21 protein-coding genes and 1 pseudogene are annotated in these 20,182 nt (G+C 67.3%); 11 read left to right on the forward strand and 11 right to left on the reverse strand.

Annotation, left to right across the window (positions count from 1 at the left end; genetic code table 11):
- Position 1: 1 nt before the first annotated feature.
- Both BN973_RS02570 and BN973_RS02575 read right to left on the reverse strand, forming a co-directional pair.
- On the reverse strand, positions 2-1,477 hold the full coding sequence (locus tag BN973_RS02570; RefSeq protein WP_036465705.1) for an FAD-dependent oxidoreductase: 1,476 nt from the start codon (positions 1,475-1,477) through the stop codon (positions 2-4).
- A complete protein-coding gene (locus tag BN973_RS02575; protein ID WP_036465707.1) occupies positions 1,474-1,881 on the reverse strand; it encodes a hypothetical protein in 408 nt (135 codons plus the stop codon). The genes BN973_RS02570 and BN973_RS02575 overlap by 4 nt, the downstream gene beginning before the upstream one ends.
- Positions 1,882-1,977: 96 nt before the next feature.
- On the opposite strand from BN973_RS02575, the gene BN973_RS02580 reads away from it, so the two are divergent.
- Positions 1,978-2,535: a TetR/AcrR family transcriptional regulator gene (locus tag BN973_RS02580; protein ID WP_036465709.1), complete on the forward strand. Its 558-nt coding sequence runs from the start codon at positions 1,978-1,980 to the stop codon at positions 2,533-2,535.
- Positions 2,536-2,539: 4 nt separating this feature from the next.
- On the forward strand, positions 2,540-2,962 hold the full coding sequence (locus BN973_RS02585) for a nuclear transport factor 2 family protein (protein ID WP_036465711.1): 423 nt from the start codon (positions 2,540-2,542) through the stop codon (positions 2,960-2,962).
- An 8-nt stretch (positions 2,963-2,970) separates the two neighbouring features.
- Here BN973_RS02585 and BN973_RS02590 read toward each other — a convergent pair whose 3' ends face one another.
- Positions 2,971-3,483 (reverse strand): nuclear transport factor 2 family protein, encoded by a 513-nt coding sequence (locus BN973_RS02590; RefSeq protein ID WP_051641092.1) that lies wholly within the window; start codon positions 3,481-3,483, stop codon positions 2,971-2,973.
- 82 nt (positions 3,484-3,565) lie between these two features.
- Here BN973_RS02590 and BN973_RS02595 point away from each other — a divergent pair, with 82 nt between their 5' ends.
- Together BN973_RS02595 and BN973_RS02600 are read left to right on the forward strand one after the other, a co-directional pair.
- The gene (locus BN973_RS02595) at positions 3,566-4,447 is read left to right on the forward strand and encodes a TIGR03854 family LLM class F420-dependent oxidoreductase (protein ID WP_036465713.1); all 882 of its coding nucleotides are present in this window, start codon (positions 3,566-3,568) and stop codon (positions 4,445-4,447) included.
- 25 nt (positions 4,448-4,472) lie between these two features.
- Positions 4,473-5,192, forward strand: coding sequence for an NUDIX hydrolase (locus BN973_RS02600; protein WP_036465715.1), 720 nt, complete (start codon positions 4,473-4,475; stop codon positions 5,190-5,192).
- Here the strand turns inward: BN973_RS02600 and BN973_RS02605 are convergent, their stop codons facing one another.
- On the reverse strand, positions 5,193-6,263 hold the full coding sequence (locus BN973_RS02605; protein WP_036471955.1) for an LLM class flavin-dependent oxidoreductase: 1,071 nt from the start codon (positions 6,261-6,263) through the stop codon (positions 5,193-5,195).
- A 168-nt stretch (positions 6,264-6,431) separates the two neighbouring features.
- Between BN973_RS02605 and BN973_RS02610 the strand changes: the two genes are divergently transcribed.
- Positions 6,432-7,373, forward strand: coding sequence for an alpha/beta hydrolase (locus BN973_RS02610; protein ID WP_036465717.1), 942 nt, complete (start codon positions 6,432-6,434; stop codon positions 7,371-7,373).
- 10 nt (positions 7,374-7,383) lie between these two features.
- Here the strand turns inward: BN973_RS02610 and BN973_RS02615 are convergent, their stop codons facing one another.
- On the reverse strand, positions 7,384-8,595 hold the full coding sequence (locus tag BN973_RS02615; protein WP_036465720.1) for an MFS transporter: 1,212 nt from the start codon (positions 8,593-8,595) through the stop codon (positions 7,384-7,386).
- 308 nt (positions 8,596-8,903) lie between these two features.
- Between BN973_RS02615 and BN973_RS02620 the strand changes: the two are divergent.
- The 3 genes and pseudogenes from BN973_RS02620 to BN973_RS02630 all read left to right on the forward strand — a co-directional run bounded on the left by BN973_RS02620 (position 8,904) and on the right by BN973_RS02630 (position 11,434).
- A pseudogene (locus BN973_RS02620) lies at positions 8,904-9,702 on the forward strand (ABC transporter ATP-binding protein).
- Positions 9,699-10,664 (forward strand): aliphatic sulfonate ABC transporter substrate-binding protein, encoded by a 966-nt coding sequence (locus BN973_RS02625; RefSeq protein WP_036471956.1) that lies wholly within the window; start codon positions 9,699-9,701, stop codon positions 10,662-10,664. The pseudogene BN973_RS02620 and the gene BN973_RS02625 overlap by 4 nt, the downstream one beginning before the upstream one ends.
- A gap of 41 nt (positions 10,665-10,705) precedes the next feature.
- The gene (locus tag BN973_RS02630) at positions 10,706-11,434 is read left to right on the forward strand and encodes an ABC transporter permease (RefSeq protein ID WP_036471957.1); all 729 of its coding nucleotides are present in this window, start codon (positions 10,706-10,708) and stop codon (positions 11,432-11,434) included.
- Between the two features lie 4 nt (positions 11,435-11,438).
- Here BN973_RS02630 and BN973_RS02635 read toward each other — a convergent pair whose 3' ends face one another.
- Entirely contained in the window at positions 11,439-12,407 is a 969-nt protein-coding gene (locus BN973_RS02635) for a 2-hydroxyacid dehydrogenase (RefSeq protein WP_036471958.1), read from the reverse strand.
- Positions 12,408-12,526: 119 nt separating this feature from the next.
- Between BN973_RS02635 and BN973_RS29830 the strand changes: the two genes are divergently transcribed.
- Together BN973_RS29830 and BN973_RS02645 are read left to right on the forward strand one after the other, a co-directional pair.
- On the forward strand, positions 12,527-13,468 hold the full coding sequence (locus tag BN973_RS29830; RefSeq protein ID WP_051641093.1) for an alpha/beta fold hydrolase: 942 nt from the start codon (positions 12,527-12,529) through the stop codon (positions 13,466-13,468).
- A gap of 25 nt (positions 13,469-13,493) precedes the next feature.
- The gene (locus BN973_RS02645) at positions 13,494-14,303 is read left to right on the forward strand and encodes an adenylate/guanylate cyclase domain-containing protein (RefSeq protein ID WP_051641094.1); all 810 of its coding nucleotides are present in this window, start codon (positions 13,494-13,496) and stop codon (positions 14,301-14,303) included.
- Here the strand turns inward: BN973_RS02645 and BN973_RS02650 are convergent.
- From BN973_RS02650 to BN973_RS02670, 5 genes are all read right to left on the reverse strand, one after another.
- Positions 14,300-15,517, reverse strand: a complete 1,218-nt coding sequence (locus BN973_RS02650) for a GNAT family N-acetyltransferase (RefSeq protein WP_036465722.1) — start codon at positions 15,515-15,517, stop codon at positions 14,300-14,302. The genes BN973_RS02645 and BN973_RS02650 overlap by 4 nt on opposite strands.
- A gap of 50 nt (positions 15,518-15,567) precedes the next feature.
- Entirely contained in the window at positions 15,568-16,749 is a 1,182-nt protein-coding gene (locus BN973_RS02655) for an MFS transporter (RefSeq protein ID WP_036465723.1), read from the reverse strand.
- Positions 16,750-16,868: 119 nt separating this feature from the next.
- Complete coding sequence (locus BN973_RS02660; RefSeq protein WP_036465725.1) at positions 16,869-17,285, reverse strand: hypothetical protein; 417 nt, start codon at positions 17,283-17,285, stop codon at positions 16,869-16,871.
- A gap of 10 nt (positions 17,286-17,295) precedes the next feature.
- Positions 17,296-18,507 (reverse strand): acyl-CoA dehydrogenase family protein, encoded by a 1,212-nt coding sequence (locus BN973_RS02665; RefSeq protein WP_036465727.1) that lies wholly within the window; start codon positions 18,505-18,507, stop codon positions 17,296-17,298.
- 27 nt (positions 18,508-18,534) lie between these two features.
- Positions 18,535-19,170 carry a TetR/AcrR family transcriptional regulator gene (locus BN973_RS02670; RefSeq protein ID WP_051641095.1) on the reverse strand — a complete coding sequence of 212 codons (636 nt, stop codon included), beginning with the start codon at positions 19,168-19,170 and terminating at the stop codon, positions 18,535-18,537.
- Between the two features lie 123 nt (positions 19,171-19,293).
- On the opposite strand from BN973_RS02670, the gene BN973_RS02675 reads away from it, so the two are divergent.
- A complete protein-coding gene (locus BN973_RS02675; RefSeq protein ID WP_036465729.1) occupies positions 19,294-20,181 on the forward strand; it encodes a fructose bisphosphate aldolase in 888 nt (295 codons plus the stop codon).
- The last annotated feature ends 1 nt before the right edge of the window (position 20,182 follow it).

The raw sequence follows: 20,182 nt of genomic DNA on the forward strand, positions 1-20,182 counted from the left end.
ATTACCGTGCCAGGCAGGCGGTTTCGTGACCCGTCCAGCGCGCCAGCGTCTGGGCTGCCGCGGTCCGGTCGGCCGACGAGCCCGCCCAGGCGATGTAGCCGTCGGGACGCACCAACACCGCCGGTCCCTCGTCTGCCCGCTCGACCTGAACGAGTCCGGCCGCGTCGAACGGGGCCGCGCCGCGTTCGCGAATGAAGACAAAGCCGGGCAGGCGTTGCAGTTGGGTGAGCCGGCCATGCCGCAACGGGATCTGCGTGGCCCGGGTGCCGACCAACGGGCTCTCGCCGTGCCGGTGCGAATACCGCAGCGTGGTCCCGGCGAAGCCTCCGGCGATCGCATCACGCACCATGGGTATGCGAAGCACCCTGGGCGCCAAGATGTTTCGCATTGCACGGGCGACGGGCTGACGCAGTTTGATACCGCGGGCCATCAAGCCGGACTGCAGCAGCACCCGCTGGCCGATCGGATGACGTTCGTCGTGGTAGGTGTCCAGCACCGCGTCGTCGGCACCGGCGAGCACCGCGTCGATCTTCCACGCGAGGTTGGCCGCATCCTGGATGCCGGTGTTCATGCCCTGACCGCCCATGGGGGAGTGGACATGGGCGGCGTCGCCGGCCAGAAACACGTGTTCATGCCGGTACTGCCCGACTTGGCGTTCGTCGCAATGGAATCGGGACTTCCACCCAACCTCGAGCAATTCGGGATCAAGATCCATCGCCCGCGCCAAGATGCCGGCGATCTCGTCGGACTCGACGGGCACGTTGTCGGGCTGCTGATTCTTGCGGTCCCAGACCATCGCGCGATACCACGACCCGCTGTCGTCGCGGTCGTCGTAAGGGGCCAGGAACGCGAACTCGTTGCGAGTACTGCCCAGCGTCAGGCCGCCTCCGGTGGGCCCGTGCGCGACCTTCACATCGGCCAGCACGATCGACGACATGATCGTGCGCCCGGGGAAGTCCGCACCCACCAGGGCGCGAACCGTGCTGTGCGCGCCGTCGGCGCCGATCAGATACGTTGCCCGCCACCGGGTCTGCTCGCTCGCGCCGTCGCCGTTTGGTCGTGCGACCACGGTCACGCCGTCGGCGTCCTGGTCGAGTCCGATGACTTCGACGCCGCGCCGGATGTCGGCACCCTGCGCGACGGCGTAATCGGCCAGCGCCCGATCGACATTGGTCTGCGGCGTGATCATCGCGAATCGGTAGGGCGAATCGAGGTGGGTGAGGTCGATGCGGGCCCCGCCGAAAATCGTGACTCCCGGCGCTCGATGGGAGCGTGCCAACAGATCCTCGGCGAGCCCCCGGGCGTCGAGGACCTCCAGCGTGCGGGCCATGGTGGCGAAAGCACGGCTGGACGGGTTGAGGGTGGGCCAGCGTTCCAGAACGGTGACCGAGCGGCCCGCGCGCGCAAGGTCACCGGCGGCGGTCAGCCCCGTCGGCCCGGCGCCGACGACGACGACATCGACGCGGTGGATGGTCATCGCGCCATCGCTTCCGGGTGCGGGTACCAGCGGCGGATGTCGTCGGGCGTCGCCACGGCTGCGCGATTGAAGACGAAGCGGCAGCCGGGCTGTGCGGTGTGCGCGGCATTGACGATCGACTCGAACAGCAGCGTGTTGCTGGCGACCAGCCGGATGCCGGCGCCGATGAGCACCGCGTCGTAGCGCTTGGCGTTGAGCCATTTGCGGGCTTTGTCCACTCCCGCCTCCCCGAACGCGATCAGGCAGTTGTCGACCCGGTAGCCCGCGTCCCGCAGCGCGGCGACGTTGTCGTTGTTGGCGGTGCGCAGCTTCTCCCGCGAAAGGCCGGGAAATTGCGCGAAGTCGGGTGAGGAGTAGTTGATCACGTCGGGATCGAGCCCGATCTGGATCGCCGTGACGGTCATGGTCGCACCCCCGAATGATGAGTTCAACAACTGTTGAACTCAGACGCTAGACCCCGGTGCGGCCCATGTCAACAGCTGTTGAATACACTGGGCATCATGCCGGCGAAAGTCCGCGATGGAGAAACCACCCGGTCGACGATCTTGGCGACCGCGCGGTCGCAGTTCGGAGATCTGGGGTTCGAACGGACCACCATCCGTTCCATCGCCTCGGCGGCGGGCGTCGACCCGGCGCTGGTGATGCACTACTTCGGCAGTAAGGCGGAGCTGTTCGCGGCAGCCTCCCGGATCGACGTCAAATTCCCCGATCTGTCGCAGATCGCGCCCGACCAGATCGCCGATGTGCTGGTGCCGATGTTCGTTGCCGTCTGGGGACCGCACGGACCGTTTCTGCCGTTGCTGCGCTCGGCCGCGACCAACCGGGGCGCCGCGGAAGCGCTCGTCGAGGTCTTCGTCGACCAGGTGGCGCCGGCCCTGGCGGCCGTCGTCCCCGATCGCGCCCCCGAACGTGCCGCGCTGCTGGGGTCGCAACTGCTCGGCCTGGCGGTGGCCCGCAACATCCTGTGCCTGCCGCCGCTGGCCGACATGGACGACGCCCAGCTCGTCGAATGGCTGCGACCCGTGTTCGCGCACTACCTCGCCGATCCGGCACCATGATCTGATGCATCCCTTCCGGAAGGCGGTCGAGGACCGCGACGAGGCGGCCATCCAGGCATTGCTGGCCGATGACGTGGTGTTCACCAGCCCGGTGGCGTTCAAGCCGTACGTCGGCAAGCCGATCACCGCGGCGATTCTGCGTGGCGTGCTGCGCATCTTCGAGGGTTTCCGCTACGTCCGTGAGATCTCGGGCGCCGACGGTCGCGACCACGCGCTGATCTTCGAGACCGGCATCGCCGGTGTGCCGGGCGTAAAGCTCACCGGCTGCGACTTCCTGCATTTCGACGAGAGCGGCCTGATCGACGAGTTCACGGTGATGGTGCGTCCGCTGTCGGGTGCCACGGCGCTAGCCGAAGCGATGGGTGCCCAGTTCGAGCGCATTCAGCGGGAGGCCGTGGAGTTGGCCGAGAAGTTCGCCACCGCCTGACGGCCGCGTTATTCGACGACGCGGAGGATCCCGACGCGTCCGGCCTCGGCTTCGCGGCGCAGCACGGAGGTGGCCAGGTCGAATTTCACGCCCGCAATCGTCTCGTTGACCAACGGGTTGCCGGTCCACCAGGTGATGCGGCATACCCGGTGCGTGATCCGCCATCCGCCGCCGGTACGCACCAGCGAGTCGTCGTACCAGCCGCTGCCGTCCCAGAGCGGGTCGCCGTCGGTGGCCTTGCGCAGCAGGCGCCAGCTGCCGTTGCAGAAGCTGTGCGCGCGGTCCCCCTCGACCTGCACGACATGGGTGGACATCGTGTGCTGGGTGGCATCGAAAGGATCGTGGAACGCCGCGAAGTCGGACTTGAACTGCTCGAGATCCGTCCAGCGCGACGTCGGGCCGTAGTCGGCTTCCACGTCCGCGGCGAAGATCCGGTCGAACAGTTCCCATCGCTGGGAGTCGACGGCCAGCCCGTACAGGTTCACCAATTGCGTGATCGTCACCACGTCGCTGTCGGTCATGGTTCTCCGATAGTAAGGGGCACAAACGGCGGCGCCGCCGCGTTGCGATACGCAGGTGGGCCAAGCGCGAAGGGAGACGCGGGTGAAGATTCGCTTCGGGGTTGGACTGGCTGCGAACAGCACGCCCGATCAGCTCGCCGGCATCGTCGATCATTTGGAGAACAGCGGGGTCGATTCGCTGTGGTTCTCCGAGCTGGTCTACGCCCCCACGGTGGATCCCGTCGTGGGCATGGCGTACGCGCTCGCCCGGACGACCCGGTTGAAGGTGGGCACGTCGGTGGCGGTGCTGCCGGGCCGCCATCCGGTGCTGGTGGCCAAACAGCTGGCGTCGCTGGCGGCCATCGCACCCAAGCGGGTGCTTCCGGCCTTCGGTTTGCGGTCGGCGATACCGGCCGAGCGCGAGCTGTTCGAGGTGCCTGACGGAGAGCGGGCCGCGGTGTTCGACGAATCGCTGCGGGTACTGCGTTGGGCGCTGGCCGAGGACTCGGCCGGTTACAGCGGCCGCTACTTTTCCGTCAGCGGGGCAGTGATCACGCCGAAACCGTCTCCGCCACTGGACATTTGGCTGGGCGGATCGGCGCCGGCGGCATTTCGGCGCATCGGTAGGCTGGCCGATGGCTGGTTGGGCAGCTTTCTGACGCCGGATGAGGCGCGCGCCGGGCGCGAGGCGATCGAGCGGGCCGCGGAGCAGGCCGGCCGGCAGATCGAGCCGGACCACTTCGGCATTTCGCTGGGCGTCGCGGACGGCGAGTTGTCGCCGGAGTTGGTCGCCGCGGCCCGCCGGCGTCGCCCCGACGTCGACCCCGCCGACCTGATCGCCGCCAGCTGGGATCAGCTACATCGGCAGCTGGACGCCTACCTGGATGCCGGATTGACGAAGTTCGTCATCCGGCCCGCCGGCGGCGGGGCACCGGACGGCTTCATCGACCGCTTCGTCGCCGAGCTGGCCGGGCGGCAGAACTGAGGGCGGTGCCGCTTACGCTCGAGAAGTGACGATCCCTTACGACGCGGCACTGCGCGACCGGATTCGCGACCATCTCGCGAGCCATGACCGTCGCGTGGTCACCGATCCGACCAAGCGACACGCGGCCGTCGCGGTGGTGCTGGTTGATTCGGAGGTAGGGGAGGACCGCGTCGATCCGGTGTTTGTCCCGGACTGGAACGCCGGTCGACCGATGCCGGCAGCCGATCTGGACGGCCGCATGGTCGACGTCTCGGGGGGCGCGGCATTTCTGCTGTGCCGCAGGGCATCTCGCCTCACCTCGCACGCGGCGCAGTGGGCACTTCCGGGCGGGCGGCTCGACGCGGGCGAGACAGCCGTCGACGCGGCATTGCGGGAACTGCGCGAAGAGGTGCGGATCGCATTGCCCGGCTCGTCGGTGCTGGGCCTGCTCGACGACTATCCGACGCGATCCGGGTACGTCATCACACCGGTGGTGATCTGGGGAGGCGGACGGCTCGATCCCGACCCGGCCCCCGACGAGGTCGTGGCCGTATACCGGGTGGGGCTCCATCAGTTGCAGCGCGATGACTCGCCGCGGTTCATCAAGATCGAGGAGAGCCCGCGACCGGTGGTGCAGATCCCGTTGGGAAATGACCTCATCCACGCACCGACCGGCGCGGTGTTGTTGCAGCTGCGGTGGTTGTGCCTGGAAGGACGCCACGATTCGGTCGACCACCTCGAGCAACCGGTATTCGCGTGGAAGTAGTTAGCCGACAACCTCTTTGGCAGCCGACTGAGCAACGAGCGGCCGACTCGGAATGCGCTCACGCAGAATCGGGGCGACGTCAGCCTGAATCAGTTCCAGGCTGCGACGCTGCTGGCCGGCCGTGATGCCGTCGGTATCGGCGGACAGGTGCATCACTTCGTGGCCGAGCTGCTCGTGGTAGCGACCCACCTTGTCGATCACCTGCTCGGGACTGCCCACCAATGCGGAGCTTCGCTCGACGAAATCCTCGATCGAGTCGAACACCACCGGGGCCCCGGCGCGGCGCGCGAATGCCAGGCGCGCCTCGAACATCGGCCGGTAGGCCGCCACCGCTTCCTGCGACGTTCGGGCCAGGTAAAACCCCGCGGTTCCGGCGCCCACCAAGGCATCCTCGGGGCGGTGTCCGTAGCACTCCCAGCGCTGTCGGTAATGGCGCACCAGCTCCGCGTACGGCTCGACGGGGTTGATGACATTGGCGGAGAAGATCGGATCACCGTGACGAGCCGCGAGGTCGACGGAGTCCCTGCTGGTGGCGCTGCCATGCCAGATCCGGATCCGCTGCTGCAGCGGCCGGGGCAGTGTCTTGGCGTTGACCAGAGGCGGCCGAAACCTGCCCGACCACGTCACGTTGTCGCTCTCCCACAGCAGCCGAAACAGCTCGTAACCTTCGCGATTGCGGTCCCACTGGTCTTCGGCCGTCACGTGAAACAACTGGGCCTGCGCCGCCCCGTTGCCCTTGCCGATGATCAGCTCGAGGCGCCCGCCGGACAGGTTGTCGAGCGTGGAGTAGTCCTCGAATGCGCGGACCGGATCAAGCAAGCTCAACGTCGTAACCCCGGTGAACAGACTGATTTTCGAGGTGCGTGCCGCGATGTGGCTCAGCACCACCGGGGGCGACGACGAGATGAACGGATCCTCGTGGCGCTCGCCCACCGCAAAGCCGTCGAAACCGAGCTCCTCGGCGAGCACCGCCTTGTCGAGCACATCGCGCAACCGCTCGGCCGGGCTGAGCTGTTTGCCCGAAACAGCATCCGGAACATGCGTGATCAGCGTTATCAGCAGGAATTTCATCGACATATAGGAACCGATTGGTGCCCGACTTCATTCCACCCGGGCGGCCGTATCGAAAACGCGAAGACCTATCCAGCGTGCGCAAAAAGGCGAAATCGGGCTAGCCAGACACCGATGCCGGGGGCAATATAGCGAGCGACCTTGCCGGTGACATATTCAGGAGTGCCCATGACGACGTATGCGTTCGACCCGGAAATCGCTGCGGTGCTTCCACATCTGCCCGACCTGCCGGGTGATGATCCGCTGGCCATCCGGGCGGCGATGTCGGACTTCATCGCCGCGCTTCCCGTGCCGGACACCACCGGAGTGCAGATCGAGGACCGCGAAATCCCGGGCCGTGACGGCGATCCCGCGGTGCCGATCCGCATCTACCGGCCCGATCAGCCCAGCGCTGCGGCCGGGGTGTACAGCGTGCACGGGGGCGGTTTCATCGCCGGCGACCTCGAAACCGAGCACGGTTCCAACGTCATGCTTGCCCGCGAACTCGGCGTCGTCGTGGTGTCCGTCGACTACCGGCTCGCACCCGAAACGCCGTTTCCGGGTGGACTGGAGGACGTGTACGCCGGGCTGGTCTGGATGGCCGCGCAGGCCGACGAGCTAGGTATCGATCCGCAACGCATCGCCATCCACGGTATGAGCGCCGGGGGCGGACTCTGCGCGGCGCTGGCTCTGCTGGCGCGGGACCGCGGCGGCCCGCACATCGCGTTCCAGTTCCTTTCGGTGCCCGAACTCGACGACCGGCTCACCACCGCGAGCATGACCGACTTCACCGATACCCCGCTGTGGAGCCGCCCCCGAGCGGTCGTCAGCTGGGACAGCTATCTGGGCGCCGGTCGCGCCGGCACCGACGACGTGCCGATCTACGCGGCGCCGGCTCGTGCCACCGATTTGGCGGGTCTGCCGCCCGCGTACGTCTCGGTCATGCATTTCGACCCGCTGCGCGACGAAGGCGTCGCCTACGCGCTGGCCATGCTCGCCGCCGGCGTGACCGTCGAATTGCATTTGTTCCCTGGAACTTTCCACGGCTCGATGTTGATCCAGGACGCGGTGATCTCACGGCGGGAAGAGGCGGAGAAGATCGCCGTGCTGCGCCGAGCGCTGGCGCTGTAGCGGCCGGCGCTCAAACAGACCGGAAATCGCTCTGCCGGTGGGTGTTTCGGCGCAGGCGCACCGCCCGGGCGGTGGCGGTCGTGAACGCCAGCACCGCCATCACCGCCAGGATCGTCGCGGCGGCCTCGGCCGACCCGATGGTGCTCAACAGCATCGGCAGGCCGAACCCGATATAGCTCACGGTGTAGAACGTTCCGGTGAGGGCACCCCGCAAGCGTTGCGGTGCAGCAGCTTCCAAGTCGATCAGGCCCTCGCGCAGCAGCAGCCCGGACGCGCAGCCGAGAACCACCAGGAGCGACAGGCCCACCCCGAGCGGCATGGTGGACGGCGCCGCCGCGGCCACCGCATAGCCGAGCGCGGCCAGGGCGGCGCCGATAGTGCCCGCTTGCGGGCCCCACTGACGCGCGCGGGCGATCAACTGAGTGATGCCGCTGACGCCGTTGGCAATCAGCGCCGCGGTCCCCGCCGCCATCGGCGCCGCGAGCCCGGTGTGCACATGGGTGGGGATCGTGACGAATGCCAGCGTCGCCGACGAGTACACCCACGGCGACAGTGGTAGCGCCCAGCTCAACGCCCGTGCGATGGCGGGACGTCCCGAAGCGGTCTGCTCCGGACCGGGAACCGGTGCCGAGGCGGTCACGTCCGCGCGTTGGGCCGCCACCACCGCGACCACGGTCGCCAGTACGACAAGCACGGCGGCGATTCCGAACGACTTCCAAAGCCCGGACCGCCCCTCCGAGGCGATCACGCCCGACGCGAACGGTCCGACCGCGAAACCGGCCGTCAGGACGGCACCAGCAACGGCGGCGCCGGCCGGCCCCTTCATGTCGGAAGCCCATGCGGTGCAAGAGCTTACAACCAGCCCGACCCCGGCCCCGACCACCAGACGACCGCCGAGCAAGACCGTGGAATGCTGCGATACCAACATTGCGACCGTGCCCGTGAGCGCGATGATCGATCCCGCCCAGGCGACCGACTGGCGTCCCAGCAAATCCGACACGCGGCCGCCGATGAGCAGCCCGGGCAGCAGTCCCACCGCGTAGATCCCGAAGATCGCGTCGAGCGTTTCCCGGTCGAGGTGCTGGTGATCACTGAGTGCGGGGATCAACCCGGCGAAATGGTTGGCCGCCCAACCCGTCGCCAGCAGGACAGCTAACACCGCGGCGAATAACAGCCCACGTCCCTCGGATTCACCGCGCTCGTCGCGTCCATGCGGTTCCACCGGCGCCGGCTGCTCCCGGCGGGGCACTGCCACATTCGACCTGCACACTGATTCCTCCTCAGTCTCTGCACGCGGTTGATCGAAAACTGTGTATCGCGGTGATATCGGCCACAGCGCTGTGCTTTTGAGGCGCGCCGCGGAAATTAGCGCGGCGCCCTGTGCACAGACGGCGCCGCTCAGGTGCTTATTCCGGCCTCGCGATACAACAGCGGTTGTCACCGGCGAAGTCTGCCCGGCCCGCCCGGGTTTGAATCATGCCCGAAGCAAACCTGGCGGTGTGTCACAGCGATTCCTAGGCTGCGCGGGTGATGTCGACTAATCCGGCACCTGCCCGGGTATCTCTTCGTGGTGTCGACCGCACGTTCGGAGCACATACGGTGCTGCACGAAGTCGACATCGAAATCGAGCCGGGTGAGGTCGTCGCGTTGCTCGGGTCGTCGGGCAGCGGCAAGTCGACGCTGTTGCGGCTCATCGCCGGCCTCGACAGTCCGACCCGAGGGCGGATCGAGATCGACGGCGAAGCCGTTCGTGGCATCGACGCACGCTGCGCCGTGGTTTTCCAGGAGCCCCCGGCTGCTGCCTTGGCGGTCGCTGGCCGCGAATGTGGAGTACGGCCTGCCTCCCGGTACCGCGCGACCGAAAGACTCTGGCGCGGTGCAACACTGGCTCGACGTCGTCGGGTTGCGTGAGTTCGGCGACCACCGCCCGCGCCAAGTATCCGGTGGGATGGCGCAGCGTGCGGGACTCGCGCGTGCCCTGGCGCGGCGCCCGCGTGTCCTGCTGCTCGACGAGCCACTGGCCGCCCTCGATGCGCTGACCCGGTTGCGGATGCAGGACTTACTCGACGCCGTGCAGCAAGAGGCCGGCACCACAACGGTGTTGGTGACCCATGACGTGGACGAGGCCGCGATCCTGGCCGATCGGGTACTGATTCTGCGCGCGTTCAAAACAGGTGCGGCACCCGGTGGCGCGCGCATCGCCGCGACACACGAAGTCGCGATACCCAAACCACGCGATCGCGGCGATCCGCGGATCGCGGCGTTGCGGGAACGGTTGTTGGACGAGCTCGGTGTACCCCGACGTAGCAGTGAGGCAAAAGCATGGTGAAAGTTCGTTACCTGACCTCGATTTCGGTGATCGCGAGCATCGTCGCGGTTTCCGGTTGCGGGTCGAACGCCGGCACTACGGCGTCGAAGGAGATCCATCTGGACTACGCCTACTACAACCCGCTGAGTCTGGTTGTGCGCGATCAGCACCTGCTGGAAAACCGCGGCTACCACGTCAACTGGGTGCTTTCGGCGGGCAGCAACAAGGCCAACGAAGGTTTGCGGTCCAAGGCGCTGGACGTCGGGTCGACCGCCGGTTCGGCCGCCCTGGTCGCGCGGGCCAACGGGTCGCCGATCAAGGTCGTCGACCTCTACGCCGGCGGTGAGTGGACGGGCCTGGTCGTGACCAGGTACTCGCCCATCAATTCAGTGGCCGATTTGAAGGGCAAGAAGGTCGCTGTCACCAAGGGCACCGACCCGTACTTCTTCTTGCTGCAATCGCTAGCCACAGTGGGGCTTTCACCCAGCGACGTCGAGATCGTCAACTTGCAGCACGCCGACGGCAAGACCGCGCTGGAACGCGGAAACGTCGATGCGTGGTCCGGATTGGACCCGTTCATCGCGCAGACCATCCAGCAGCAGGGCTCGCGCTTCATCTACCGCAATCCGAGTTTCAACACCTTTGGCGTGCTGAACGCCCGCGAGGATTTCATCGCCAACCAGCCCGAAGCCCTGCAGGCGGTGGTCAACAGCTATGAGGAGGCTCGCAAGTGGGCGAAAGCGTATCCCGATCAACTGGCGGCACTACTGGCCTCGCAGGCGAACATAGCGCTGAGCGTGGCACAGGAGGAGCTGACCCGGACACTGGTGGACATCGACCCGGTGCCGGGGGATCCGGTACGCACGGTGCTGACCCGGGTGGAGCCGCTCGCGGTGGCCGACGCCGATATCAAGTCCGACGACGCGGGCCGCGGCGCACTGAACACGCTGATCGAGCCGAAATACGCGCAGCAGGCGCACTGACGTCACGGTCCGGCCGGTCGGTGAAGGTGCCGCCGGCGCTGGTGGGGCTGATCGTCCCGGTTCTGCTGCTGGGGATCTGGCAGCTCGCCACGGCGGTCACCGGGTTCTTCGCGCCCAGCCAGCTCCCTCCGCCCGGCGACGTAATGTCCGCGCTGGGCGGACTCCTTCGCCGTGGCGAACTATGGACGCACCTGCGGGCCAGCGGTTCTCGGGTTCTGGTCGGCTATTTCGCCGGCGCCGCCGCAGGGCTCACGCTGGGTTCGCTGGTCGGGCTGTCGGTGGGGGTGCGCAGATTGCTCGCGCCGACCATCGCGGCTTTTCGCACGGTGCCTTCCCTCGCGTGGGTCCCGTTGCTGCTCTTGTGGTTTGGCATCGACGAGACGCCGAAGATCCTGATGGTCGCCATCGGCGCGTTCTTTCCGATCTACACGACGACGGCGTCGGCGGTTTCCCACGTCGACCCACAGCTGGTGGAGGTGGGACGGGCCTACGGCCGAAGTGGTGTCGGCCTGCTCGCGACGGTGATGCTGCCCGCCGCGGCTCCGGAATTGGTGAACGGGCTTCGGCTGGGCCTGGCGAACGCATGGCTGTTCGTGGTCGCGGCCGAGCTGATCGCGTCCTCGAAGGGACTCGGGTTCCTGCTGCTCGACAGCCAAAACACCGGGCGCACGGATGTGATGCTGTTGGCGATCGTCCTGCTGGCCGGACTGGGCAAACTGACCGACGGCGCGCTGGCCGCGCTGGAGAAGCGGCTGACACGGCGGCGCTAGCGGTCTATTTGCCGGGCCGCAGTACGGGTGTGACCAGTTCGCCGGTGTTCAGGTAGCTGTCGAGGTTGCGGATCGCCAGTAGCGCCATCGCCCGGCGGGTGCGGGCTGTCGCGCTGCCGATGTGCGGGAACAGCACGACGTTGTCCAGATCCAACAGCGCCGCAGGCACATTGGGCTCGTCGGCGAACACGTCCAGCCCCGCACCGCCCAGCGCCCCGCCGGCGACCATCTCCACCAGCGCGTCCTGGTCCACGACACTTCCGCGCGCAATGTTGATCAGGTAGCCCTCGGGACCCAGGGCCTCGAGGACGGAGCGGTCGACAAGATGGCGCGCCTGCTCATCGCCGGTGGTAGCGACGACCAGCACGTCGACGGATTCGGCTAACTCCAGCGGCGACTCCGCGTAGCGGTACGGCGACCCGTCAATCCGGTGCCGGTTGTGATAGGCGATGGCGCAGTCGAATCCGAGCAGCCGGGTTGCGATGGCCGAGCCGATACGGCCCAGCCCCAAGATTCCCACCTGAAGACCACTGAGGTCTCTGGCGTACGGGAATTGTCCCTCCCGCGCCCACCGCCCCGCTCGCACGTACCGATCGGCCGCGCCGAAGTGGCGCAGGGTCATCAGGATCAGCCCCAGCGCGGTGTCGGCGACGGTGTCCGAGAGCACGTCGGGGGTGTTGCTCACCCCGATGCCCCGCTGCCTGGCCGCCTTCAGATCGATCATGTCCACGCCGGCCCCGTTGTTGACGATCGCCTCCAGATTAGGCAGGGCCGCAATGATTTCGGCGTCGACACCGGGCTTGCCGGAGGTGACCACCACGCGAATCCGCTCCGCGTGCCGGGCCAGGAACTCGGCTCGGTGCGGACCCCCTGGGAGCGCGGGGATTTCGTAGCGAGCCGCCAGCTCGTTGTCGAAGGTGGGCTCGAAGTTGTCGCCGACCCGCAGCACATCGTCCGTCTTCTCGACCGTCACCACCGCATCATCTCCCAAGCCGGTGATCGGTCCGCAGACGAGGGCGGCCAAGAAACGCCGGTGCGCAATCTTGCCCGGAATTCCGCTACCCGCGGCGGTCTTAGCTGCACAATGACGCGATGCGCACCGATGACGCCGCCCGTCGATTCTTGTTGACCATCGCTGTGCTGATCGCGCTGGTGGGCTGCGGCACCAACGGCCGCACGGCACCAACCGCGGGCGGCGGCGGCGACTTTGCCGGGCCGATCGAAATCGGCAACGGTCGCCACCTGTATCTCGAATGCCACGGAAGGGGCAGTCCGACAGTCATTTTGGAATCCGGCTATCACAACTCGTCGGATCCATGGAGTCAGTCCTACGCCGACCCGCCGGCGGTCGGTCCCGGCGTGCTGCCGGCCCTGGCCGATGAACACCGCGTCTGCGCCTACGACCGGCCCGGCACCCTGCGCTTTCCCGACCCGCCCAGCATCACCGACCGGAGTTCACCGGTTGCGATGCCGCGCACGGCGCGGGACGTCGTGCAGGACCTTCATGCGTTGCTCGCCGCCGCGCACATACCGGGTCCGTACGTTTTGGTCGGTCACTCGCTGGGCGGGCTGTTCATCCGGCTTTACGCCCAGACCTATCCCGAACAGGTGCGCGCATTGGCGTTCGTGGATGCCTTTCCCATCGAGATACCCAGCCTGATGGGTTCGGACTGGCCGATTTATCGCCGGCAGTTGGACATGCCGCTGCCACAGTTCGCGAACGCGGATTCGTTCGAGGAAATCGACATCGACAAGAGTGTCGCCCAGGTCGCCGAGGCGCCGCCCTTCCCGCCCGTGCCCACCGTTGTGCTGACGAGGACCGAGCCGTTCGCGATCCCGGGCACCGTCTCAGCCGAGCAGGGGGCGAATCTGGAACGGGCGTGGCGAGAGGCGACGGAGGCTTTGATCGCGCTACGGCCACAGACCCCGCACCTGATCGCGACCGGCAGCGACCACTTCGTCCAGATCCACCAGCCCGACTTGGTGGCGGCGGGCGTTCGCCTGGTGATCCAAAGGTCTGCCCCGAACCGGTGACCCATCGCTGCGGCATACTCGGCCAATGAGCGTGACCGTATTGCTGGCCGTGATCGTTGTGGCCGAACTCGGCGGCCTCATCACGCTGGCAGTGCTGCTGATCGTGTCGCGCCGGCAGCTCAGCGGAGCACGCGCGGCGCTCGAGCGCAGCCGGCGCAGCAGTGGCCGTCGCCGACGGCGCCGCGGCGTCGCCCCCTTTGCGATCAGGACCGCATTCAAGACGGCCGATTCGCTGCTGACCAAGGGCGTCGGTGCCACCGTCCGCAACTCGGTCGAGGATCTCGCCGGCTGGGCGCAGGTGGAACGGCCCGACCTGGCCCGGCTCACCGCCGACGGCGATGTGGTGATCGCCTTCTCCGACATCGAGAATTCCACCGCGCACAACGAGGCCCTGGGGGATCGCGGCTGGGTGCGGGTGCTGGAGAAGCACAACCGGCTCATCCAAAAACTCGTCGACGAACACGGCGGCCACGTCGTGAAGAATCAGGGCGACGGCTTCATGATGGCCTTCGCCGATCCCCGCCAGGCCGTGCTGTGCGGCATCGGCGTGCAACGCGCCCTGCTCGAGGCCGGCGAACGCGGGGAGGGCATCCGCGTGCGAATCGGCATCCACGTCGGCCCGTCGGTCCGCCGCGGCGACGACCTCTTCGGGCGCAATGTCGCGATGGCGGCCCGGGTCGCCGGACAAGCCGCTGGCGGCGAGATCCTCGTCAGCGAGCAGGTACGCGACGCGATCAACGGTGCACCCGATATCGAGCTCTGCGCGCCGTATGAGGCCGAATTGAAAGGCTTACCAGGGACTTACCACCTTTACCCGGTCAAAGTCGCTGTTTAGAAGAACGTTCCGGCATGGGGTGCCTCGGGCACCGCGAACAGCCGATCGGCCACCGCCAGCGCCGCCGGATCCTCCGCCCGGGCCCGCCCGGCCACGGCCAGACTGCGCCAGGTGGTGCCGCCCAACAGCACCGCACCCAGCCCCTCGATCCCGACGTGGAGGTCGGCGGGCCGGTTCGTCGCTTCGGCGCCGCCTTCGCTGATGCTGAAGCTGGCCGAATTCTTGGGCAGCAGTGGGTCATTGACGGCGAGCGTGACCGAGCCGCCCCCGGCATAAGACCGCGCCGCCAGCGCGCGCTCGGCATCGACGATGCGCAGCCACGTTTCGTCATGCACCGCGGTCACCTTGACAGCTCTACGGTCCACCAGCAGTGCGGGCAGCGGATCGTCGAGGGGCAGCATCCAAAACGTCACCCGGTCAATGAGATCCAGCCCCAGCAGGAATCGCAGCAACCCCAGATAGGCCTCGCTGGTCGGTGCGAAGAAATCCTCGACCACAATGGTGCGCTGGTCGCTGACGAACCACCGGTCCGTGTCGACGGGGCGGTAGCGGACGAAACCCGACTCAGCCCCGGGTTCGCCGTGCACGGCGACATACCAAGCGCCCGTCGATGATTCGGTGCGCAGCCGCACACCCTCCCACCATGCCCCGGGCCGGTCGATGGTCCCCGGCCGCGACGGGCGATGGGCGTTGTAGATGCGGGGCAGGATCTCCCAGGCTTCGGCGGCGCCGGCCAGCCGCACCGGCCCCCCGGACCCGACACCGGGACGAAACGCCGCCCGCGCGGTCTGAACCTCCACGCTCTGGGCCGAACTCGCCACGCCATAGCCGTAGCGCTCGTAGATCGTGGCCTCCGAGGCCCGCAACGACGCGACCACCTCACCCCGGGCGTCGAAGTCGTCCAACTGGTGCCGCATCAGGGCGGTGGCGATGCCGCGCCGGGTGAACGACGGCAGCACTCCGATATGCGTCACGGCCGCGTGGCTGACGAGCGCTCCGCCGGGCAGGGTCAGCGTGCTTGTCGCGGCGTCCGCGGTGCCGACCAGTTGTCCCCCCACGAACGCGCCGACCATCCGCCCGGGCTCGAGCATCTTGGTGATCTGGCCGGGTGGCAGATCCGGTATCGGCGGAAAGCCCACCATCGCGACGCGAAACACGTTGAGCGCGGCGACGAGGTCGCTCTCGCTCTCGAGAACCCGGATCTCGGTGGTCATTGCGCCATCATGTCTTGTTCGCCCGGCGCCGGCTTCAAGGCCCCGCCGATTCAGTTCACTCGGCGCATCCGCAACAGGACCGGCACCAGCAGCAGCGGCGCTGCCAACCACAACACGACCGGCAGCCAAGGCAAGGCGGACGCGACCGCCGCAACCCGGTCCGCGTGCCCGGTCACCAACGCGATGCGTGCCATCGTCGCCACCGCGATCACCGAGAACAGGGCGCCGGCCGCCGTGCCCGCGCGGCCGTGCCGGCCGATCGCGAAGGCCGCGACCACCGCGGCGACCATCACGACACCCCAGGCCGCGCCGCAGACGAATTGGGCGATGCTGAGCGAGACCACGTCGGTGGCCAGGGCGGCGGCACAGGCCGATTCGGCAGCGACCAGCGCGCCCACCATCATCGCGACCCCGCCGCCGAGGTGCTTGGCCAGCACTGACGCCAGCGGCGTCACCAGCGTGAAGCCGATCCAGAACAGCGACAACAGGATTGGGAGGTCGCCGGGGCCGGCGAACTTGGCGAAGAGTCGCTGCGCGTTGACCGAGGAGTGTATTTGAAATCCCACCTGTGCCAACAAAACCGCAACGAGGAACACGAGCAAGAGGCCGATCCGGAATTCGGTGGGCGCCTCCCGCTCCGGCGGGACGGAGCGGGTGAGGGCCTTTTCGGCCCACACGATCGACAAGGTCGCCGCGAACACGGACACGGCCGCGGCGCCGAACAGGATCCGCGGGTCGTACGCGGTGAGCCGCCCGGCAAGAAAGGGCGTCGACGCGGTGGCCATGCCGGCCCCCACCACGAACAGCGACGAGACCCACGGTTGCCGGCCGTCTGGCGTGTAGCGGCCGAGCAGCGCCAGCGGCGGGGCGCGCAGTGCCGAGGAGGCAACCGCCCACACGACAATCAACGTGACGAATATGTAAGCGCCGGACCGTGATACGAGGGGAAGCAGCAGGAACGACAGCGCCGAGACCGCGGTCACCGCCGCGACGATCGTGCCCACCCGGCCCACCACCCGCGCCACCCGGTCGACGGCGACACCGGCCGCCCAGTCGCAGACCGCGAAGATGATCTGATCGAACACCAGAAGCCAACCCACTATCCCGGCGCCGATGCCGGCGCGCACCGCAAGCTGCGGCAGATAGATGACGTATCCCACCCACGTCAGCCCGAAGACGAGCTGGAGTAAGCCGAAATACACGCCGACTCTGGTCGACACCCCACGAGGCATGATGTGGCCCTTCCGACGCACGCGCCTACACAAAGGATTACGGAGCCAGCCACGAGAGTCGTTCGGCCCGGGACGGTCCAGGGCGAGAAAGGGACGAAAAACGAAGTTGGCTCGTAGCGTCAACCGATGGGTGTGATCCCCGCGTTGGAGATCGTGAACCCTTTGCCTGAGCCAATCGTGCAGGTCATCGCCTCTTGCATCGAGATACAGCGGAAGGGACCGATATTCGCGGATTGGCCGTGGGCGAGGGTGGGCGTGTTCTCGCCCGGGTTGCCGAGACACGACGTTCCTTGACACGAAGCGACGACGCCGGCGGAGGACAGTCGGACGGACTGCGGCGGCTCCATCGTCTGGCAATACGCCTCGTCGGAGAGGCCGGCCCGCTGGTAGTTGACTTCGCAGCTGATGTTGCGCGACGCAGACACGAACGCGCACTCCGACGCCGTGCACGCCGGTTGGTCGGCGGCGGCCGGCGGCATCGCCAGGCAGCCGCCCGCGACGAAAAACCCGACAGCCGCGACGACCGCACGTTTCATGACGCTCAACCTAGCGGATAGGCAGTCCGGTCAGTGCCCGTGAGATCACCAGCCGCTGGATCTCGCTGGTGCCCTCGAAGATCGTGAAGATCTTCGCATCGCGGTGCATCCGCTCCACCGGGTAATCACGGGTGTACCCGTTACCGCCGAGGATCTGGATGGCCTCGTCGGTGACATAGACGGCGGCCTCGCTGGCCACCAGCTTGGCCATCGAGCCCTCGGCCGAGTCGAAGTTCTGGTTGTTACGCGCCATCCAGCCGGCACGCCACACCAGCAGGCGGGCGGCGTCGACCCGGCTCTTCATGTCGGCCAGCTTGAACGCGACCGCCTGGAACTCGCCGATCTTGCGGCCGAATTGCTCACGCTGGCAGGCGTATTCGAGTGCGTACTCATAGGCGGCCCTTGCCACCCCGACGGCCATCGCGCCGACGGTGGGCCGGGTGCGCTCGAAGGTCTTCATCGCGGCCTGACCGCCGGCGGAGGCGCCGGACTTGACCCGCGCGATCCGGGCCTCGAATTTCTCCCGGCCACCGAGAATGCAGTCCTCGGGCAGCCGGACGTTGTCGAGGACAACCTCGGCGGTGTGTGACGCGCGGATGCCGTGCTTCTTGAACTTCTGGCCCTGCGACAGACCCTTGGTTTCGGGCGGGATGACGAACGACACCTGCCCGCGGGTGCCCAGTTCGGGATAGACCGATGCGACGACGATGTGCACGTTGGCGATCCCGCCGTTGGTCGCCCAGGTCTTGGTGCCGTTGAGCACCCACTCGTTTGTCGCCTCGTCGAAGCGGGCCCGGGTGCGGATGGCGCCGACGTCAGAACCCGCGTCGGGTTCCGACGAGCAGAACGCACCCAGCTTGGGGTCGCCGGGTGTACCAAACATTTCGGGCAGGTACTGACCGAGCTGCTCGGGAGTTCCGTTGCCCGCCAACGCGGCCGCGGCCAGCCCGGTGCCCATGATGGACAGCGCGATGCCGGCGTCGCCCCAGAACATCTCCTCGAACGCGGTCAAAAAGCCCAGGCCCGTCGGCTCGGCGGCCTGCTGTGCGAAGAAGTCGGGGGAGTAGAGGCCCACCTTCGCGGCCTCCTGGATGACCGGCCATGGGGTTTCCTCCCGTTCATCCCACTCGGCCGCGGCGGGGCGGATGGTTTCGGCCGCGAACTGGTGCACCCAATCGCGCACCTCGATGACGTCGTCGCTCAGTTGCAGTGAGAAGGTCATGGTGTTGCTCCTGGAAGATGTTGCTACTTAACGGTTTCTGTGGTTGGTGTGCTGTGCGAGGACGCTGACCGTCTGGGTGACCCAGGCCTCGAAATAGCGGTCCTGGTCGACGTTGCCCGGTAAGCGTCCGGACAGCGCCTGCAGCGTCGCCGCGTGGGACAAGGAAGCGATCGCCACGGCCGCGGCGGCCTCGGGATCGGGAATGCTGGTACGGCCGGAGCGATTGGACGCGGCCAGCTCGTCGGCGAATCGTTGGTACGCGTTGTCGGTGATGACCTGCCACGTCTTCTCGTCGAGATCGCCGAGCTCGTCGGGTTCGCGCAGCATGACCTTGAGCAAATCCTCGCTCTGGTTGAGATTGCTCCAGATCAACTGGCCGGCGGTACGCACCGCCTGCTCGACGCTGCCCGGCTGTCCGGCGTCGAACTGCTCTCGCGCGGACACGATGCTGTCGATCCGTTGGGTCACCGCCGCCTCGAGTAGTTCGCGCTTGGAGGCGAAGTGCTTGTACAACGCGCCCGATCCCGGGGCCAGACCCGACGCGCGCTGGATGTCGGCGACCGAGGTCGCCGCGTAGCCCTTGGCGGCGAAGAGCTTGAGTGCCTCCGCCAATAGTCGGTCGCGTCCCGAATCGGCCACGGTGAGAGAGTACTCACTCACCATGTCGATGGCAAACGCGGGCTGGTACCCGCCCTAGCCGCAGGTGGGGTCGGTGCGCAATGCTGGGAGCCGGGTCGCGGTTCGCAGCTCCGGGCCGGGCCCGGACCAAACGACGGAGGGATCGCAGTGAACGACGAGCAACGCAACGCGATGGCGTCGGGGCGTGGCTTTATCGCCGCGCTGGACCAGAGTGGCGGCAGCACGCCAAAAGCCTTGAAGCTCTACGGGATTGAGCAGGACGCGTACGACAACGACGAGCAGATGTTCAACCTGATCCACGAGATGCGCGAGCGCCTGATGTCCAGCCCCAGCTTCACCGGCGACAAGGTGCTGGCAACGATCCTCTTCGAGCAGACCATGGACCGGGCCATCAACGGCGAGGACACCGCGGCCTTCTTGTGGAAGCAGAAGCACATCGTGCCGTTCGTGAAGGTCGACCAGGGGCTCAGCGAGGCCGAAAACGGCGTCCAGCTGATGAAGCCGATGACCAAACTCGACTCGCTGCTGGAGCGGGCGGTGGACAAAGGGATCTTCGGCACCAAGATGCGCTCGTTCATCCAGGAGCCGAACGAGGCGGGCATCAAAGCCATCGTCGACCAGCAATTCGAGTACGCCGATACCATCGCGCAGCGCGGACTGATGCCGATCGTGGAGCCCGAGGTGAGCATCAACAGCCCCGACAAGCGCAAGGCGGACGGCCTGTTGGTGGCGGCGCTGCGCACGAAACTCGACGAGCTCCCGGCCGACCGGCAGGTGATGCTCAAGCTGACGCTGCCCGACGAGGAAAACCTCTACGCCCCACTGATCGACCATCCGCGGGTGCTGCGGGTGGTGGCCCTGTCCGGCGGCTACAGCCTCACCGAGAGTTGCGAGATCCTGGCCCGCAATCGCGGCCTGATCGCCAGCTTCTCGCGGGCCCTGACCGAGGGGCTGACCGCCCAGCAAACCGACACCGAATTCGACGAAAAGCTGGGGTCGAACATCGAGCAGATCTACGCGGCGTCCATCACGTAGC

The organism is Mycobacterium triplex (assembly GCF_000689255.1).
GTDB lineage: Bacteria > Actinomycetota > Actinomycetes > Mycobacteriales > Mycobacteriaceae > Mycobacterium > Mycobacterium triplex.

What these genes read in the sequence shown, in the direction of transcription:
- BN973_RS02575 (WP_036465707.1), bottom strand. Translation starts at nt 1,881, where the DNA reads ATGACCGTCACGGCGATCCAGATCGGGCTCGATCCCGACGTGATCAAC.
- BN973_RS02660 (WP_036465725.1), bottom strand. Translation starts at nt 17,285, where the DNA reads ATGAAACGTGCGGTCGTCGCGGCTGTCGGGTTTTTCGTCGCGGGCGGC.
- BN973_RS02580 (WP_036465709.1), top strand. Translation starts at nt 1,978, where the DNA reads ATGCCGGCGAAAGTCCGCGATGGAGAAACCACCCGGTCGACGATCTTG.
- BN973_RS02665 (WP_036465727.1), bottom strand. Translation starts at nt 18,507, where the DNA reads ATGACCTTCTCACTGCAACTGAGCGACGACGTCATCGAGGTGCGCGAT.
- BN973_RS02645 (WP_051641094.1), top strand. Translation starts at nt 13,494, where the DNA reads ATGAGCGTGACCGTATTGCTGGCCGTGATCGTTGTGGCCGAACTCGGC.
- BN973_RS02590 (WP_051641092.1), bottom strand. Translation starts at nt 3,483, where the DNA reads ATGACCGACAGCGACGTGGTGACGATCACGCAATTGGTGAACCTGTAC.
- BN973_RS02610 (WP_036465717.1), top strand. Translation starts at nt 6,432, where the DNA reads ATGACGACGTATGCGTTCGACCCGGAAATCGCTGCGGTGCTTCCACAT.
- BN973_RS02670 (WP_051641095.1), bottom strand. Translation starts at nt 19,170, where the DNA reads ATGGTGAGTGAGTACTCTCTCACCGTGGCCGATTCGGGACGCGACCGA.
- BN973_RS02650 (WP_036465722.1), bottom strand. Translation starts at nt 15,517, where the DNA reads ATGACCACCGAGATCCGGGTTCTCGAGAGCGAGAGCGACCTCGTCGCC.
- BN973_RS29830 (WP_051641093.1), top strand. Translation starts at nt 12,527, where the DNA reads ATGCGCACCGATGACGCCGCCCGTCGATTCTTGTTGACCATCGCTGTG.
- BN973_RS02570 (WP_036465705.1), bottom strand. Translation starts at nt 1,477, where the DNA reads ATGACCATCCACCGCGTCGATGTCGTCGTCGTCGGCGCCGGGCCGACG.
- BN973_RS02605 (WP_036471955.1), bottom strand. Translation starts at nt 6,263, where the DNA reads ATGAAATTCCTGCTGATAACGCTGATCACGCATGTTCCGGATGCTGTT.
- BN973_RS02585 (WP_036465711.1), top strand. Translation starts at nt 2,540, where the DNA reads ATGCATCCCTTCCGGAAGGCGGTCGAGGACCGCGACGAGGCGGCCATC.
- BN973_RS02655 (WP_036465723.1), bottom strand. Translation starts at nt 16,749, where the DNA reads ATGCCTCGTGGGGTGTCGACCAGAGTCGGCGTGTATTTCGGCTTACTC.